Source organism: Streptomyces sp. NPDC053431, from assembly GCF_044544925.1.
Taxonomy (GTDB): Bacteria; Actinomycetota; Actinomycetes; order Streptomycetales; family Streptomycetaceae; genus Streptomyces.
Genome location: NZ_JBITXX010000010.1, coordinates 238393 through 252242 on the forward strand (window position 1 = coordinate 238393; position 13850 = coordinate 252242).

At 73.0% G+C, this 13850-nt stretch carries 11 protein-coding genes and 1 pseudogene; 3 read left to right on the forward strand and 9 right to left on the reverse strand.

The genetic code is table 11. The features are described 5' to 3' along the window. Positions 1-2: 2 nt before the first annotated feature. A complete protein-coding gene (locus ACIGXE_RS23745; RefSeq protein WP_399750519.1) occupies positions 3-1658 on the reverse strand; it encodes an AMP-binding protein in 1656 nt (551 codons plus the stop codon). A 402-nt stretch (positions 1659-2060) separates the two neighbouring features. Here ACIGXE_RS23745 and ACIGXE_RS23750 point away from each other — a divergent pair, with 402 nt between their 5' ends. The 3 genes from ACIGXE_RS23750 (at position 2061) to ACIGXE_RS23760 (ending at position 5246) form a co-directional block, all read left to right on the forward strand. Further along, positions 2061-3191: an acyl-CoA dehydrogenase family protein gene (locus ACIGXE_RS23750; RefSeq protein ID WP_399750521.1), complete on the forward strand. Its 1131-nt coding sequence runs from the start codon at positions 2061-2063 to the stop codon at positions 3189-3191. Then, positions 3188-3586 carry a RidA family protein gene (locus ACIGXE_RS23755; protein ID WP_399750523.1) on the forward strand — a complete coding sequence of 133 codons (399 nt, stop codon included), beginning with the start codon at positions 3188-3190 and terminating at the stop codon, positions 3584-3586. Before ACIGXE_RS23750 ends, ACIGXE_RS23755 begins: the two co-directional genes overlap by 4 nt. A 109-nt stretch (positions 3587-3695) precedes the next feature. Beyond that, complete coding sequence (locus ACIGXE_RS23760; RefSeq protein ID WP_399750525.1) at positions 3696-5246, forward strand: MFS transporter; 1551 nt, start codon at positions 3696-3698, stop codon at positions 5244-5246. Positions 5247-5369: 123 nt separating this feature from the next. Here the strand turns inward: ACIGXE_RS23760 and ACIGXE_RS23765 are convergent, their stop codons facing one another. The 8 genes and pseudogenes from ACIGXE_RS23765 to ACIGXE_RS23800 form a co-directional block, all read right to left on the reverse strand. Continuing rightward, entirely contained in the window at positions 5370-6077 is a 708-nt protein-coding gene (locus ACIGXE_RS23765) for a methylmalonyl-CoA mutase family protein (RefSeq protein WP_399750527.1), read from the reverse strand. A gap of 41 nt (positions 6078-6118) precedes the next feature. Beyond that, a complete protein-coding gene (locus tag ACIGXE_RS23770; protein ID WP_399750529.1) occupies positions 6119-6907 on the reverse strand; it encodes a carbon-nitrogen hydrolase family protein in 789 nt (262 codons plus the stop codon). A 15-nt stretch (positions 6908-6922) separates the two neighbouring features. Beyond that, a complete protein-coding gene (locus tag ACIGXE_RS23775; protein ID WP_399750531.1) occupies positions 6923-8392 on the reverse strand; it encodes a class I adenylate-forming enzyme family protein in 1470 nt (489 codons plus the stop codon). A 122-nt stretch (positions 8393-8514) separates the two neighbouring features. Then, positions 8515-9141 (reverse strand): thioesterase II family protein, encoded by a 627-nt coding sequence (locus ACIGXE_RS23780; protein ID WP_399750533.1) that lies wholly within the window; start codon positions 9139-9141, stop codon positions 8515-8517. A 353-nt stretch (positions 9142-9494) separates the two neighbouring features. Then, positions 9495-9662 (reverse strand): hypothetical protein, encoded by a 168-nt coding sequence (locus ACIGXE_RS23785; protein ID WP_399750535.1) that lies wholly within the window; start codon positions 9660-9662, stop codon positions 9495-9497. A gap of 21 nt (positions 9663-9683) precedes the next feature. Beyond that, positions 9684-9740, reverse strand: a pseudogene (locus ACIGXE_RS23790) (hypothetical protein); the annotation flags it as partial. A gap of 173 nt (positions 9741-9913) precedes the next feature. After that, a complete protein-coding gene (locus ACIGXE_RS23795) occupies positions 9914-12685 on the reverse strand; it encodes an AAA family ATPase (RefSeq protein WP_399750537.1) in 2772 nt (923 codons plus the stop codon). A 193-nt stretch (positions 12686-12878) separates the two neighbouring features. Further along, a complete protein-coding gene (locus tag ACIGXE_RS23800; RefSeq protein ID WP_399750539.1) occupies positions 12879-13631 on the reverse strand; it encodes a thioesterase II family protein in 753 nt (250 codons plus the stop codon). Positions 13632-13850: the final 219 nt, after the last annotated feature.

Consider the following 13850-nt stretch of genomic DNA (forward strand, 5'->3'; position numbering starts at 1 on the left):
GATCACTTTAGGCGGCCGGGTCCCGCGCCGTCGTCCCGTAGCCGGTAGCGCTGCAGCTTCCCCGTCGCCGTGCGGGGCAGCGCGTCCAGGAAGACGATCTCCCGCGGTGACTTGTAGGGGGCGAGCCGGGCGCGCACGAAGGCCCGCAGCGCCGCCGCCGTGCTCGAGTCGCGCGGCACCCCGTCCCGTACGACCGTGTACGCCACGACGACCTGGCCGCGCCGCTCGTCGGGCCGGCCGATCACCGCCGTCTCCACGACGTCCGGGTGCGCGAGCAGGGCCTCCTCGACCTGCGGCCCGGCGATGTTGTACCCGGCCGAGATGATCATGTCGTCGGCCCGGGACACGTAGCGGAAGTAGCCGTCGGGTTCGCGGACGTAGGTGTCGCCCGTGATGTTCCAGCCGTCGTGCACGTACTCGGCCTGCCGCGGGTCGGCGAGATAGCGGCAGCCGATCGGTCCGCGCACCGCGAGCAGCCCCTCCTCGCCGTCCGGCAGCTCCTTCAGGCCCGGCCCGGCCCGGTCGACGATCCGCGCCTGCCAGCCGGGCACGGGCCGTCCGGTGGTGCCGGGGCGTATCTCGCCGTCGGCGGCGGAGATGAAGATGTGCAGCAGCTCGGTCGCGCCGATGCCGTTGATGAGCTTCAGGCCGGTCCGCTCCCGCCAGGCCTCCCAGGTGTCCGTCGGCAGGTTCTCGCCCGCCGAGACGCAGCGGCGCAGCGAGCCGAGGTCGTGTTCGTGCCCCGGTTTGCCGAGCTCGTCGAGCATCGCGCGGTACGCGGTGGGCGCGGTGAACAGCACCGACACCCGGTGCCGCTCGATCGCGGCGAGCAGCTGCTGCGGGCCCGCCTGCTCCAGCAGGACCGCGCACGCCCCGGCCCGCAGGGGGAAGACGACGAGCCCGCCGAGGCCGAAGGTGAAGCCGAGCGGCGGGGAGCCGGCGAAGACGTCGTCCGGCTCCGGCCGCAGGACGTGCGCGGAGAAGGTGTCGGCGGCGGCGAGCACGTCCCGGTGGAAGTGCAGGCACCCCTTGGGGCGCCCGGTGGACCCGGAGGTGAAGGCGATGAGCGCCACGTCGTCGGCGGCGGTGTCCACCGCCTCGTACCGATCGGGCTTGCCGATGGCGAGGCTGAGCAGGTCGTCGGGGCCGTCCCCGCCGTACGGGGTGACGCGCAGGCCCGGCACGTCCGCGGCGAGCAGCTCGTCGACCGCCCGCACGTCGCACAGCGCGTGGCTGCAGCGGGCCATCTCGCACATCACGGCCAGCTCCCGGGCCCGCTGCTGGGCGAGCACGGTCACGGCGACGGCGCCGACCTTCGCCACGGCGAGCCAGCAGGCCGCGAGCCAGGGGGTGGTGGGGCCGCGGAGCAGGACCCGGTTGCCGGGGCGGACACCGAGGTCGGCGTCGAGCACATGGGCGATCCGGTCGACCCGCTCGCGCAGCTGCCCGTACGTCCAGGCGTCGCCCTCGCCGTCCAGGAACACGGCGCGCTCGGCGCCGAATCGTTCCACCGTGCGGTCGAGCAGTTCGGCCGCGCAGTTGAGCCGTTCGGGGTACGCGAGGGAGGGCAGGTCGAAGAGGAGCTTCGGCCACTGTCCGGCGGGCGGCAGGTGGTCGCGGGCGAAGGTGTCCAGATGGGCCGAGGGTGTCAGCTCCACGTCCGTCCCCCTGTTCGGTGGGATGCTCGTCGATCGCGTGGCTTGCCTGGCGTGTACGGCTCGCGCCTCGTGCCTGGCCCGCGCCTTCTGTGTGGGCGTGTGCCTTCGTGCCTGGCCCGCGCCTTCTCCGTGGCGTGCGCCCTCGTGTGGCCCGCGCCCTCTGTGCGGCTCGCGCCTCGTGCGGGGCGCGAGCCATCCGTACGGCGCGCCCCTCTCGCGAGGTGCGCGCCTCTCCTGGGGCCCCGCCCCGTTCGCGGGGCCCGTTCCGTCCGCGTGGCTCGTCGTCGTGGGGTCGACCGTCGCTCCACGAGCGTATCGTGATGGTGACGACAGTCAACGGTTCGCGATACAAGCCAGCTCGTCGCCGTCCGGCGGCCGACGGGCGCGCCAGAGAGGGCCCCGATGGCCGCATTCTCGCTCGATCCCGAACAGATCACCTGGTGTGCGTCGCTGCGCACCCTCGCCGCCGAACAGTTGCGCCCCCTCGCCGACAAGGGCGAACCCGGCCGCGTCAACCGCCCCCTCGTCGCCGCCCTGGGCGCGCACGGACTGCTCGCCCGGCTCTTCGACTCGGGCGCGCTCGACCTCTGCCTCATGCGCGAGTCCCTCGCCCACGCCTGCACCGAGGCCGAGACCGCCCTCGCCCTCCAGGGCCTCGGCGCCCATCCCCTCGCCGCCCACGGCAGCCCCGCCCAGCGCGCCCGCTGGCTGCCCGAGGTCGTCGCCGGACGCGCCGTCGCCGCCTTCGCGCTCTCCGAACCGGGCGCCGGCTCCGACGCCGCCGCCCTGGCCCTGGAGGCCGTACCGGACCCGGCGACCGGCGGCTGGCGCCTGCACGGCGAGAAGCGCTGGATCTCGAACGCGCCCGAGGCGGATTTCGCGACCGTCTTCGCCCGAACGGGGGAGGGGACGGGCGGCGCCCGCGGCGTCACCGCCTTCCTGGTGCCCGCGGGACGGCCCGGGCTCTCCGGCGAGGCCTTCGACATGCTCGCGCCGCACGCCCTCGGCAGCCTCGTCTTCGACGGGGTGCCGGTCGGGCCCGAGGACGTCCTCGGCGCGCCCGGCGAGGGCTTCCGGGTCGCCATGACCACGCTCAACCTCTTCCGGCCCAGCGTCGGCGCCTTCGCCGTCGGCATGGCCCAGGCCGCCCTCGACGCCACCCTCGCCCACACCGCCGCCCGGACCGCCTTCGGCGGCGTCCTCGCCGACCTCCAGGCGGTCGCCCACCAGGTGGCCGAGATGGCCACCCGCACCGAGGCCGCCCGGCTCCTGGTCTACGCGGCGGCCGAGGCGTACGACCGCGGCGAGGCCGACGTGCCGCGCCGCGCCGCCATGGCGAAACTGCTCGCGACCGAGACCGCCCAGTACGTCGTCGACACCGCCGTGCAGCTGCACGGCGCCCGCGCCCTGCGCCGCGGACACCTCCTCGAACACCTCTACCGGGAGGTGCGGGCACCCCGGATCTACGAAGGAGCCACCGAGGTCCAGCGCACCATCATCGCCAAGGAGCTCTACCGGGAGGTCCGTCCATGAGCCTGCACCGCCACAACCCCGCGGAACTCTCCCCGCCCACCGGCTTCACGCACGCCGTCACCGCCACCGGCACCCAGCTGGTCTTCCTCGCCGGGCAGACGAGCCTCGACCGGGACGGCAAGGTCGTCGGGGACACGCTGCCCGAGCAGTTCGAGACCGCCCTCGCCAACCTCCTCGCCGCGCTCCGGCACGCCGGGGGCTCGCCCGCCGACCTCGCCCGCGTCACCGTCTACACCACGGACGTCGACGCCTACCGCCGGCACGCCCACGAACTCGGCCGCATCTGGCACCGGTTGGCGGGCCGCGACTACCCGGCGATGGCCGTGATCGGAGTGGTCCGCCTGTGGGACGAACAGGCCCGGGTCGAACTCGACGGCTTCGCCGTGCTGGACTGACCGGGCGCCGGCACCGCGCCCTTGATCAACTGGTCACTCCCGGGGGCCGGGCTTAGTGTCGAAAGGTGGACTGACCGGCCCATGTCCCTCAGTGAGGGCGCGATGCGCGATGAGTACACCGAAGCCGACGACCCCGCAGCAGACCGTCGCCCCGAAAGCGGGCGGCGACGGCAAGGGCATCGCCCTGTTCGTGATCGCCTCCTGCCAGCTGATGGTGGTCCTGGACATCACCATCGTGAACATCGCGCTCCCGCACATCCAGAGCGCGCTGGACTTCTCCACCACCAGCCTGTCGTGGGTGGTCAACGCCTACACGCTGACCTTCGGCGGCCTGCTGCTCCTCGGCGGCCGCGCCGGTGACATCCTCGGCCGCCGCCGCGTCTTCATCTTCGGCGTCCTGCTCTTCGGACTCGCCTCCCTGCTCGGCGGTTTCGCCCAGGAGTCCTGGCAGTTGCTCGCCGCCCGCGCGCTCCAGGGCGTCGGCGGCGCCATCGCCTCGCCGACCTCGCTGTCGCTGATCACCACCACCTTCGACGAGGGCCCCGAACGCAACCGGGCCTTCGGCGTGTTCGCGGGCGTCTCGGCCGGCGGCGGCGCGATCGGACTGCTCGCCGGCGGCATCCTCGTCGAATGGCTCAACTGGCGCTGGGTGTTCTTCGTCAACGTGCCGATCGCCCTGCTGATCACCTTCCTGACCCCCCGTCACGTGAAGGAGTCCGAGCGGCATCCCGGCCACTTCGACCTCCTCGGCGCGCTCACCTCGACCCTCGGCATGGTCGCGCTGGTCTACGGCTTCATCCGCGCCGCCCAGGAGGGCTGGAGCGACCCGTACACGCTGGGCTCGTTCGCGGCGGCGGTCGTGCTGCTCGTGGCCTTCATCCTGATCGAGCGGCGCTCGCGGCAGCCGATCACCCCGCTGCACATGTTCGCCGACCGCAACCGCGCCGGCACGTACGGCATCATGCTCTGCCTCGCCGCGGCGATCTTCGGGATGTTCTTCTTCCTGACCCTGTTCGTGCAGAACGTGCTGGGCTTCAGCCCGTTGCAGGCCGGACTCGCCTTCCTGCCGGTCAGCGCGGTGATCGCGGTCCTCGCCGGCGTCACCTCCCAGTTCCTGCCCCGCTTCGGGCCGAAACCGTTCATGGTGGTCGGCTCCATCTGCCTGGCGGCGGGCCTGTCCTGGCTGACGCTGACCGACGTCCACTCCACGTACGCCGGCAGCATCCTCGGGCCGATGCTGGTGCTGAGCGCCGGCATGGGCATGCTGTTCGTGTCGCTGACCCTGATGGCGCTCTCCGGTGTCGAGTCCTTCGAGGCGGGCGCCGCCTCCGGCCTGCTCAACGCGACCCAGCAGGTCGGCGGCTCGCTCGGTCTGTCGATCCTGGTCACCGTCTACGGCACCGCCAGCCGCAACGAGGCCGAGACGCAGGTGCCGGCCTTCCTGTCCCAGGCCGGCCCCTTGGAGAAGGCCCAGTTCGCCAAGACGGGTCAACTGCCCAAACCCTGGGGCGACGAGGTCCTCACCAGCGGCGTGACCGCCGGCTTCGTCGTGGCCGCGGCGTTCGCCTGCGTCGCCTTCCTGATCGCCCTCTTCGCGATCAAGGTCCGCCCGTCCGACATCGAACGCCTCAAGGGCGGCGCGATGGTCCCGGGCGCCTGACTGCGGACCGCGCCTTACGACGGACCGAGCCTTACGACGGACCGCGCCTGACGACGCCTGACCGCGTCCGCGAGGCGCGTCCGCGAGGCGCGTCGGCGAGGCGGCGGCGCCCCGGCCCCGTGGTCAGGGGCGGCGCGGCGCCCCGGGAAGGCCGACCCCGCCCCAGACCTCGCGCAGCGTCCCGTACACCTCGCCGACCGTCGCGCCGGAACCGAGCGCGTCCTTCATCGGCGGGAGCACCCCCTCCGTGCCCCAGGCCGCCTTCTGCAGCCGCACCAGCGCCTCGCCCACCAGGTCCTGGTCCCGCCAGGCCCGTAGCTTCGCGAGCCGCTCGCGCTGCCGGGGCTCCAGGACCGGACACGGCAGACAGGCCGCGTCCGGCGGGGGAGCGGCGACCGGGCGGGCGGTCCAGCCGGGCAGCTCGGCGCGGAGGTACGCGAGGACGTCGGCCGCCAGCCGTGGCGCGGCGTCCGCCCGGAAACCCCCGCGGCCGGTGCTCAGGACGCCGGTGAGCCGACGGGCCGGGACCCCCTGTTCCTCGCCGACCAGCTGACACAGCAGGAGCAGCGCGGCGGCCGGGTCGGCGGCGGTCAGCGTCACCGACACCGTGCCCAGCGGGATCCCCCGGAAGAGCACGCGCATGTCGTCGAGCGAGTCGATCGCCACCCCCGACCGGCCCACCCGCCCGGCGGCCTCGCGGGTGTCGGAGTCGTAGCCCTGCCGGGTGGGCAGGTCGACGACGACGCACAGCGACCGCGCGCCGCCGTCGGCCAGTCGTCTCAGGTACGCGTTGGACTCCACCGCGGTACCGGGACCCGTGTAGTGATGCACCGTTCTGTGCCTCCCTCGGACCGGCCGCCGACCGGATCGCGTCAAGGGGCCGGCCCGTACAACTCGGGCCGGCGATCCTGAAGATAGGTGGTGCTCGCGCGCGCGGCTACGACGCGGGCCGGATCGATGTCGGCGAACAGCAGCTCCTCCCCGTCGCCCCCGACCGTCACCAGCCCGCCGTCCGGCCCCGCGACCCTGGTCAGGCCGGCGAAGTCCAGCCCCGCCCGAGCCCCGGTCCAGTTCGTGTACGCGATGAACAGGCCGTTCTCGAAGGCCCGGGCGGGCACCACGACCCGCGCCACGAAGTCCCACGGACGCATCAGCGCCGTCGGCACCACCAAGAGCTCCGTGCCGGCCAGCGCGTGCGCCCGGACGGCCTCGGGGAACTCCACGTCGTAGCAGATCAGCAGGCCGACGGTGAGGCCCCCGAGACGGGTCTGGACGACCCCGTCGGAGCCCGGCGCGAACAGCGCCCGCTCCTGCGACCCGAACAGATGCCCCTTGCGGTAGGTGAGCAGCCGGCCCTCGGGCGAGGTGACCGCCGCCGCGTTGTGCACGACCGCGCCCGCCGCCTCGGGCCAGCCGTGCACGATCGCGACCCCGGTCTCCCGGGCGATCGCCGCGATCGCCTCGCCGTGCGGACCGGCCACCGGTTCGCGCGCCTCGGCGAGGGCGGCCGCGCTCAACGGGTAGCCGCCCACCGACATCTCGGGGGTGACGAGGAGTCCGGCCCCGCCGGCCGCCGCCCGCCGGGCAACGGCCCGGAGGGACTCCAGGAAGGCCGGTACGCCCCCGGGGGCACACGTCGCCTGCCAGCAAGCGATCCTCATACGGTCCTCGTCCGCTCAGGCCGGGGTGGGGCGGATCTGCCCGGCGGTGTCGCGCTGGCGCGGCAGCAGCCCGCCCGCACGCTGCCGCTCCGCGAGCTCCCGCAGCCGCAGCTTGTCCGGCTTGCCGTTGCGGTTGAGCGGGAAGCGGTCCAGGGTGACGACCGTGTTCGGCTGCTCGAACTCCGGCAGCGCGGCGCGCAGCACCCCGCGCCAGTGCGGCACCCCCAGGTCGGCCTCGTCCTCGACGAAGAACACCAGCTGCGAGCCGCGTGAGCCGTCGTCCAGGGCGACGATCCGGGTGGAACAGCCAGCCGCGGCCGCCTTCCGCTCGATCAGCTCGGGATACAGCGTGTAACCGTTGCGGTGGACGGCGTACTTGCGGCCGAGGACGAACACGTTGCCGTGCTCGTCGAGGTGACCGAGGTCGCCGGTGCGCGTCCAGCCGCCCGGCACGGGCACCAGCTCGCCGTCCTCGCCGAGGAAGCCTTCCAGCGCGTCGGGGGTGTCCACCTCGATCTCGCCGGGCTGCCCGGCGGGCACGGGCAGGCCGTCCTCGTCGACGATCCGCAGCCGGATGCCCTCCATGGCGGTGCCGCAGGCGACGGGGTTGTCGAGGGTCGCGAAGGCGATGTTGCCGAGCTCGGTACTGCCGTAGCTGTCGAGCAGCGGCAGGCCGAACTCCTCCACGTACCGGTCCACCAGTGGCTGGTCCAGCGGCGCGGCGCCGACGCAGAACATGCGCACCCGGTCGAGGTGCTCGCGCAGCCCCGGGTTGCGGGTCACGATGTTGAGCATGCTGCGGTAGCTGGCGGGCGTCGCGTCGAGGACGGTGCCGCCGGACTGGCCGGCCATCACCAGCGAGCGGTCGAGCCTGCGGTACGGGGCGATCACCAGCGAGCAGCGCACCTGCCAGGCGATCAGCACCATGGACAGCCCGTACTGGTGGGAGAACGGCAGCAGCGGCACCAGCACGTCGGCGGCGACGTGGCCGACCTGGTCGGCGTTGCGCCGCAGGTTCTCGAGGAACCTGCCGCCCGACTTGACGATGCCCTTCGGGCTGCCCGTGGAGCCCGAGGTCCACATGATCAGCGAGTCGGGCATCGCACACCATGTGCCGAAGTCCAGCCGCGTGTCGAGCGCCGTGCGGCCGGCGGCCGCCACCAGCAGCTCGTACAGGGTGATGGGGGCCAGCTCGTCGGGCACCGCCGCGTCGTTGTCGACCAGGACCAGCTTGGCGCCGGTGCGCTCGGCGATGCGCAGCGTCTCCTCCGAGCGCTCCTGCTGGTCGATGAGGACGATCGACGCCGCCGTGTGCATGAGGGCGAGGAGGGTCGCGACGTACGCGGCCGAGTTGCCGGCCTTGAGGATGACGCGCTGCCCGGGGGTGACGCCCCGCTCCGCGAGCGCCTCTGCGACACGGAGAGCGCAGTCCTCGAATTCCTCCAGGGTCTGCACAGAGTCGGATGCGAATATTTTCGCTGTCATTTCTGCACGCTCCTTCCGCGTCCGAACGTGAGGTTGCCGCACCGGATATAGGGCTCCCGTTGTCGAACCCTGCCCTCTCGTACCGGACCGGTGGAACCCCTAACACGGCCCCTAGGCGCCCCTCATTCGGGCGGCAGGAGTACCGGTTGCGGGAGGGAGAGAAGCTGGTCGTGAATCAGGTTGACCAGCTGGCTCGAGTCGCCGTAAGGGAATTGCTGCGAGCCCGGAAACACCTCCAGGTCGAACGGCCCGCTGGTGAATTCCCGCCAGGCCAGGTGAGAGGCGTATCCGGCGGGCGAGGTGTCGCCGGTGAGCGCCACGATGCGGCAGCTCGGCTTGCGCCACTCGCGGCGCTCGGCCTCCGACGGCGCCGCCCGGTCGGCGACGAACAGGGTGGACGGCGTCACCCCGAACCGGTGCTCGAGCCGCTGGGCCACCAGGAGCGCCAGGTAGGCGCCGCCGCGGTGGCCGATGAGGGCCAGCGGCAGATCGGTCCACTCGAGCAGCGCCTGGAGCGACTGCTCGGCCAGTTCCTCGATGTCCCGGATGTGCACGGGGGTGCCGTCCGGCTGATTCGCCGCGTACTGGAACGACAGGACCTCCACTCCGGGCAGCAGCTGCCCGGAAAGCCTGTGGTAACTGGAAGGATATTCCGTGAGATGCGGGAAACAGGCCAGTCGGTGCGAGCCCGGTTCGGTGGCACAGTAAGTCCGGATGACACAGACGCCATCGTTCCGGTCGGCGTACAAAAGAAACCTCCGCTGGACGTGGGCAGCACGACTTCGGCAGCCGCCCGACGGCCAGCCGGCCACCACCATTAAGGCGTGAGCCGTATTCCCGACGGAAGAGATTTCCGCAGGATAAGGGATCGGATAAGGGATTGAGGGGTGGCTGCGCCCGGCGCGGCCCGCGCCCGCAGGGGTCCTTCGCGGTGGCGCGGGCGGCGGCGCCGGAAGCGGCCCGTCCGCGCCGGGGGTGCGGCGACGTCCACGGCGGCGAGGGCCGGAGTCAGGGGCGGGCCGGGAAGGTCAGGGGCGGGCCGGGAGGACGACGGCCGTGCGGAGGATGCCGCGTCCGGCCGGCCAACGCCCGTCGAAACGGGTCACCGGGTGTCCGTCGGGCGTCCGCCCCGGACGCCCAGTTCCTCACGCATGAGGGGGTACCACGCCTTGTGGACGCACTCCTTGGCGCTGAACAGCAGCCGCGACCAGGCCACCGGCCCGTCCGCCGAGGCGACGGCCGCCGCGCGGTAGCCGGCGCAGTGGGTCATGCTCCCGACCACGCCGGCGGGCCACACGGGCGCGTTGCGCACCCCCGGCAGCAGCGGCACAGGCGGCAGCCCGAGGCCGGCGAGCGCCGTCCGGGCGCAGGCCCGGACGGCGCCGAACTCCGCGCGGCGCCGCCATACCGGTGTGCAGGTCGCTCACCGCGAGCAGCCGCGGCCCCGACGCGACCCCGACCCCGACCCCGACCCCGACGCCGGGGTCGGCGTCGACGCCGCCGCCGTCCGATGACGCTGCATCAGCTGGCCACCTGGGTGAGTTCGGCGAGTGCCGTGGGCAGGTCGCGCCGCCGCTTCACGCTGAGCTTGCGGTAGATGCGGGTCAGATGCTGCTCGACCGTGCTCACCGTGATGTACAGCTTCGCCGAGATCTCACGGTTCGTCAGGCCCTGGGCGGCGAGGACCGCCACCCGGTTCTCCGCCTCCGACAGCAGGGTGTCGTTCCCTTGGGACATCTCGTCCTCCGGGCCTGCCTCCACATGGCCTCCCTCCGGGCTCTGCGGCGCCAGTCTGCGGCAGACCGGTTCCGCGGCACAGGACTTCGCCAGGTGCCAGGCTCGACGGGTCAGCATGCGGGCCCGTCCGAAGTCGCCCTTGGCGTGGTGGACATCGCCGAGCTCGCCCAGCGCGAGGGCCAGCTGCAGCGGGCCCTCACCGCCTTCGAGGAGCTCGACCGACTCGTGCAGCGCGGCCGTGCGCGCGGCCGTGTCCCGCGTCGCCATGCCGAGCACGCGCAGCGTCATGCCGCGCAGCTGGCGCAGCCGGGCGGGGGTGAGCTTCAGCTGCTCCTCCGCGAGCGCGGCCGCTCGCTGGGGCTGCCCGAGCGCCAGCCAGGCCTCGGCCGCGTCGGTCCGCCACGGCACCAGCGCCGGTGCGTCCGCGCCCCACCGCTCCACCAGCTCGCCGCAGGCGAGGAAGTCGCCCAGGGCGGCGTGGTGACGGTTGGTGGCCAGGTAGAGGCGCCCGCGCGCGCGGCGGTAGTGCAGGCCGGGCAGGGTGTCCAGCATCTCGTCGGGTACCGGCCGGCTGAGCATGGCGAGGGCCTCGTCGTAGCGGCCCATCCCGGTCAGCGCCTCGACCCGGATCGCCACCGGGAAGCCCACGCCCAGGCCCCAGCTGCGTAGGGACATCCCGCGCAGGCCGGTGTTCGCCAGGTGGTCGGCGCTGTTCAGCCGTGAGCGGCGCAGGTCGACCTCGGCGCGTACGGAGATCAGCAGCGCCTGCCACGAGGGGGCGTGCGTGCCGGAGCACTCGGTCAGCAGCCGGCGGCTCCAGTCGTCGGCCAGGTCGAGTCTCTCCGCGTAGACCAGCGCCCAGAGGGCGAAGACGAGCGGCTGCACCGTGGTGTCGTTCAGCTGGTAGCGCTGCAGGACGAACAGCGCCTTGTCGGTGGCGCCGTTGGTCAGGGACTCGGCGACCGCGCCGGCGGCGTGGAAGTAGGGGTCGTCGGCGAGGGCGGCGTCCTCCGCGGCGCCGGCCGCGTCGGCGGCGGCGAGCCGCTCGCGCAGCCGCGGGCTCAGCATGGCCAGCCAGGAGCGGGCGCCGGTGAGGCGGTCGGTGCGGGTGGGGCCCCAGGGCTGCGCCTCGCGCAGTCGCTCGGCGAGCTCCGCCGCCTGCTCGACCCGGCCCGCCCAGGCGAGCTGGGACAGCGACGCCACGGCCTCGACGGGCGACAGCAGTCCGCCGGCCATGTCGGTGGTGAGCTCGGCGAAGTGCTTCTCCGCGGCCGTCGGCAGGGTCCGCCACAGCACGCCGGCGAGCCGCAGCCGGATGGTGGCCCGCGCCCGCTCGTCGACCGCGGCCTCCAGAGCCGCCTCCAGGCAGCGGCGCGCCTGCGTCGTGTCCCCGGCGACCAGGGCGTGTTCCGCGGCCTCGCGCAGGACGGGCGCGGTCCACGCCTCGTGGCGGGCCGGGCCGCGCAGCAGGTGGCGGGCCACCTCGGTGGCGGAGGCGCCCTCCTGGTGGAGCAGGGCCGCCGCGTCCTGGTGGAGCTCGGCGAGGACCGACGCGGGGGTGGAGTCGTAGATGGTGCCGAGGGCCTCCGGATCGCGGAACCGGCCGTCCTGTACGACGCCGCACAGGTCCAGGGTGCAGAGCGCCATCTGGATGCAACGGACGCTGGTGCCCAGGACGCGGGCGAGCAGCGAGGAGGACGAGCGGTCGCCCAGCACGGCGAGGGCGCGGGCGACGGCGAGGCTCTCGGCACCGCAGCGGTGGAGGCAGTCGAGCAGGGCCTCGTCGTAGGTCTCGGCCCGGACGACCTTGAGGGGGGTGCCCTCGGTCTCGGCCGTCGCCTGATAGTCCGTCAGGAGGGCCCGCACGAGCAGCGGGTTGCCGCCGGTGGCCTCGTGCAGGTCGCCGCTGAGCCGGGCGGCGGCGGCCGGGCTGAGCCGGTCGGCGAGCATCTCCTGCATGCCGGCCCGGGACAGCAGCCGGAGCCGGATGCGCCGGTAGTGGGGCTGCTGGGCGAGCTCGGAGCGGTAGCGGGCGAGGCTGTCGCCGCGCCGGCTCGCGTCCGTGAACACCATCAGCACCCGCTGGTGGTGGATGCGCCGGGCCATGTGCAGCAGGAACCGCAGGGACGCCGGGTCGCTGTGGTGGACGTCGTCCACGGCGATGACCAGGGCCCGGTCCTCGACGGACCGCAGCAGGGTGGTGGCCAGCTGCGAGATCGCCTCCGTCGGCGATCCGGCGAGGCCGGAAGTGGTGGTACGGGCCTCCAGGAGGCGCTCGGCCTCGGTGCGGGCGGCGACGGACAGCGGCGCGTCGACGAGCATGCGGCGCAGGACCCCGAACGACAGGTCGTCGTCACCGTGGCTGGCCGTCGCGTCGAGGAGCAGGGCTCCCTCGCCGGCCGTCTCGTTGGCGAACTGGTTGAGCAGGGCGGTCTTTCCGCTGCCCACAGCTCCGGTGATCAGCGCGACATGGCCCGACGATCCCTGCGTCCGGGCGAACATCTCTCTGAGTTCCGACAGCTCTTCGTCGCGATCCGTCAGCTTTGCAGACAGCAACTTACTTACTCCCCCGATAGGTACTGGCGCGGGGCCCCGATGGAGCGGGCGGCGCCAACCAGTTAGTTCAAGTTGCAAAGGTTGTGCCCAGGCCCACTCCTTTCCGGCGTGTCCCGTCGTCCCGAATCGATCACCACTCGCCCGCTTGGATTCCCGTCATCGCTCGACGGTTCCCTGAAGGGCGAAGTGGCGCTCAGGACCGAAAAAGCTGGCTTGAAATCAACTGGACGACAGCGGCCTGGTTCTTCGCCGGGAAGAAGTGACCGCCCGTGAACACCCTGAGGTCGAAGCCGCTCGTGGTGTGGGACCGCCAGGCCTCCGCGTCGGCGACCGACACCCGCGGGTCCGAGTCGCCGGTCAGCGCCGTCACCGGGGCCGCGACGACCGCCCCCGGCTCGGCGCGGTAGCGCTCGATGGCACGGTAGTCGCCGCGCAGCGCGGGCAGCGCCATCCGCAGCAGCTCCTCGTCGGCGAGCACCGCCGCGTCCGTGCCCTGCAGGGCCAGCATCTCCCGCACGATGCCGTCGTCACCGCGCAGGTGAACGGTCTCGTCGCGGTGGATCGAGGGGGCCTGGCGGCCCGAGACGAACACATGGGCCGCGGTGAACGCGTACTTCCGCTCCATCACCCGCGCCACCTCGAACGCGAGGGTCGCGCCCATGCTGTGCCCGAAGAGGGCGACCGGCCGGTCGAGGCAGGGCTCCAGCTCGGCCGCGACGGCCAGGGCGAGCTCACCGATGTCCTCGACGCACGGCTCCTTGCGGCGGTCCTGCCGCCCCGGGTACTGGATCGCCATGACGTCCAGTCGGCCGGACAGGGCCTGTGACATGGGGTGGTAGAAGGAGGCCGAGCCGCCGGCGTGCGGCAGGCAGACCAGGCGGACGCCGCTGTCCGGGGTGGGGTGGAACCGTCGAATCCAGGCGCTGCCCGATGCTGGGTCGGTCACAGTGACGGCGAGTCCTTCCGTGTGAAGGTCCGAGGAGTCAGTCGGAAAGTTTGTGCGAATCGATCTTTGCTGAATGCTAACGAGACAGATCTGCGCGGCGGTACCCCTATTGATGCTCCGACAGGTTTGAACCGCGCTTGGCGTGCGCAAAGCGGATAGTCCCCATGTCTCCCCAGGCTTCCCGGGGGTTCCGGACGGGTGACTTGAGCCTGCCTTGAG

Bases quoted from the DNA above. Each gene is read 5' to 3' on its own strand.
- ACIGXE_RS23755 (WP_399750523.1), top strand. From the start codon at position 3,188: ATGAGCCTGCACCGCCACAACCCCGCGGAACTCTCCCCGCCCACCGGC.
- ACIGXE_RS23750 (WP_399750521.1), top strand. From the start codon at position 2,061: ATGGCCGCATTCTCGCTCGATCCCGAACAGATCACCTGGTGTGCGTCG.
- ACIGXE_RS23770 (WP_399750529.1), bottom strand. From the start codon at position 6,907: ATGAGGATCGCTTGCTGGCAGGCGACGTGTGCCCCCGGGGGCGTACCG.
- ACIGXE_RS23760 (WP_399750525.1), top strand. From the start codon at position 3,696: ATGAGTACACCGAAGCCGACGACCCCGCAGCAGACCGTCGCCCCGAAA.
- ACIGXE_RS23775 (WP_399750531.1), bottom strand. From the start codon at position 8,392: ATGACAGCGAAAATATTCGCATCCGACTCTGTGCAGACCCTGGAGGAA.
- ACIGXE_RS23785 (WP_399750535.1), bottom strand. From the start codon at position 9,662: ATGACCCACTGCGCCGGCTACCGCGCGGCGGCCGTCGCCTCGGCGGAC.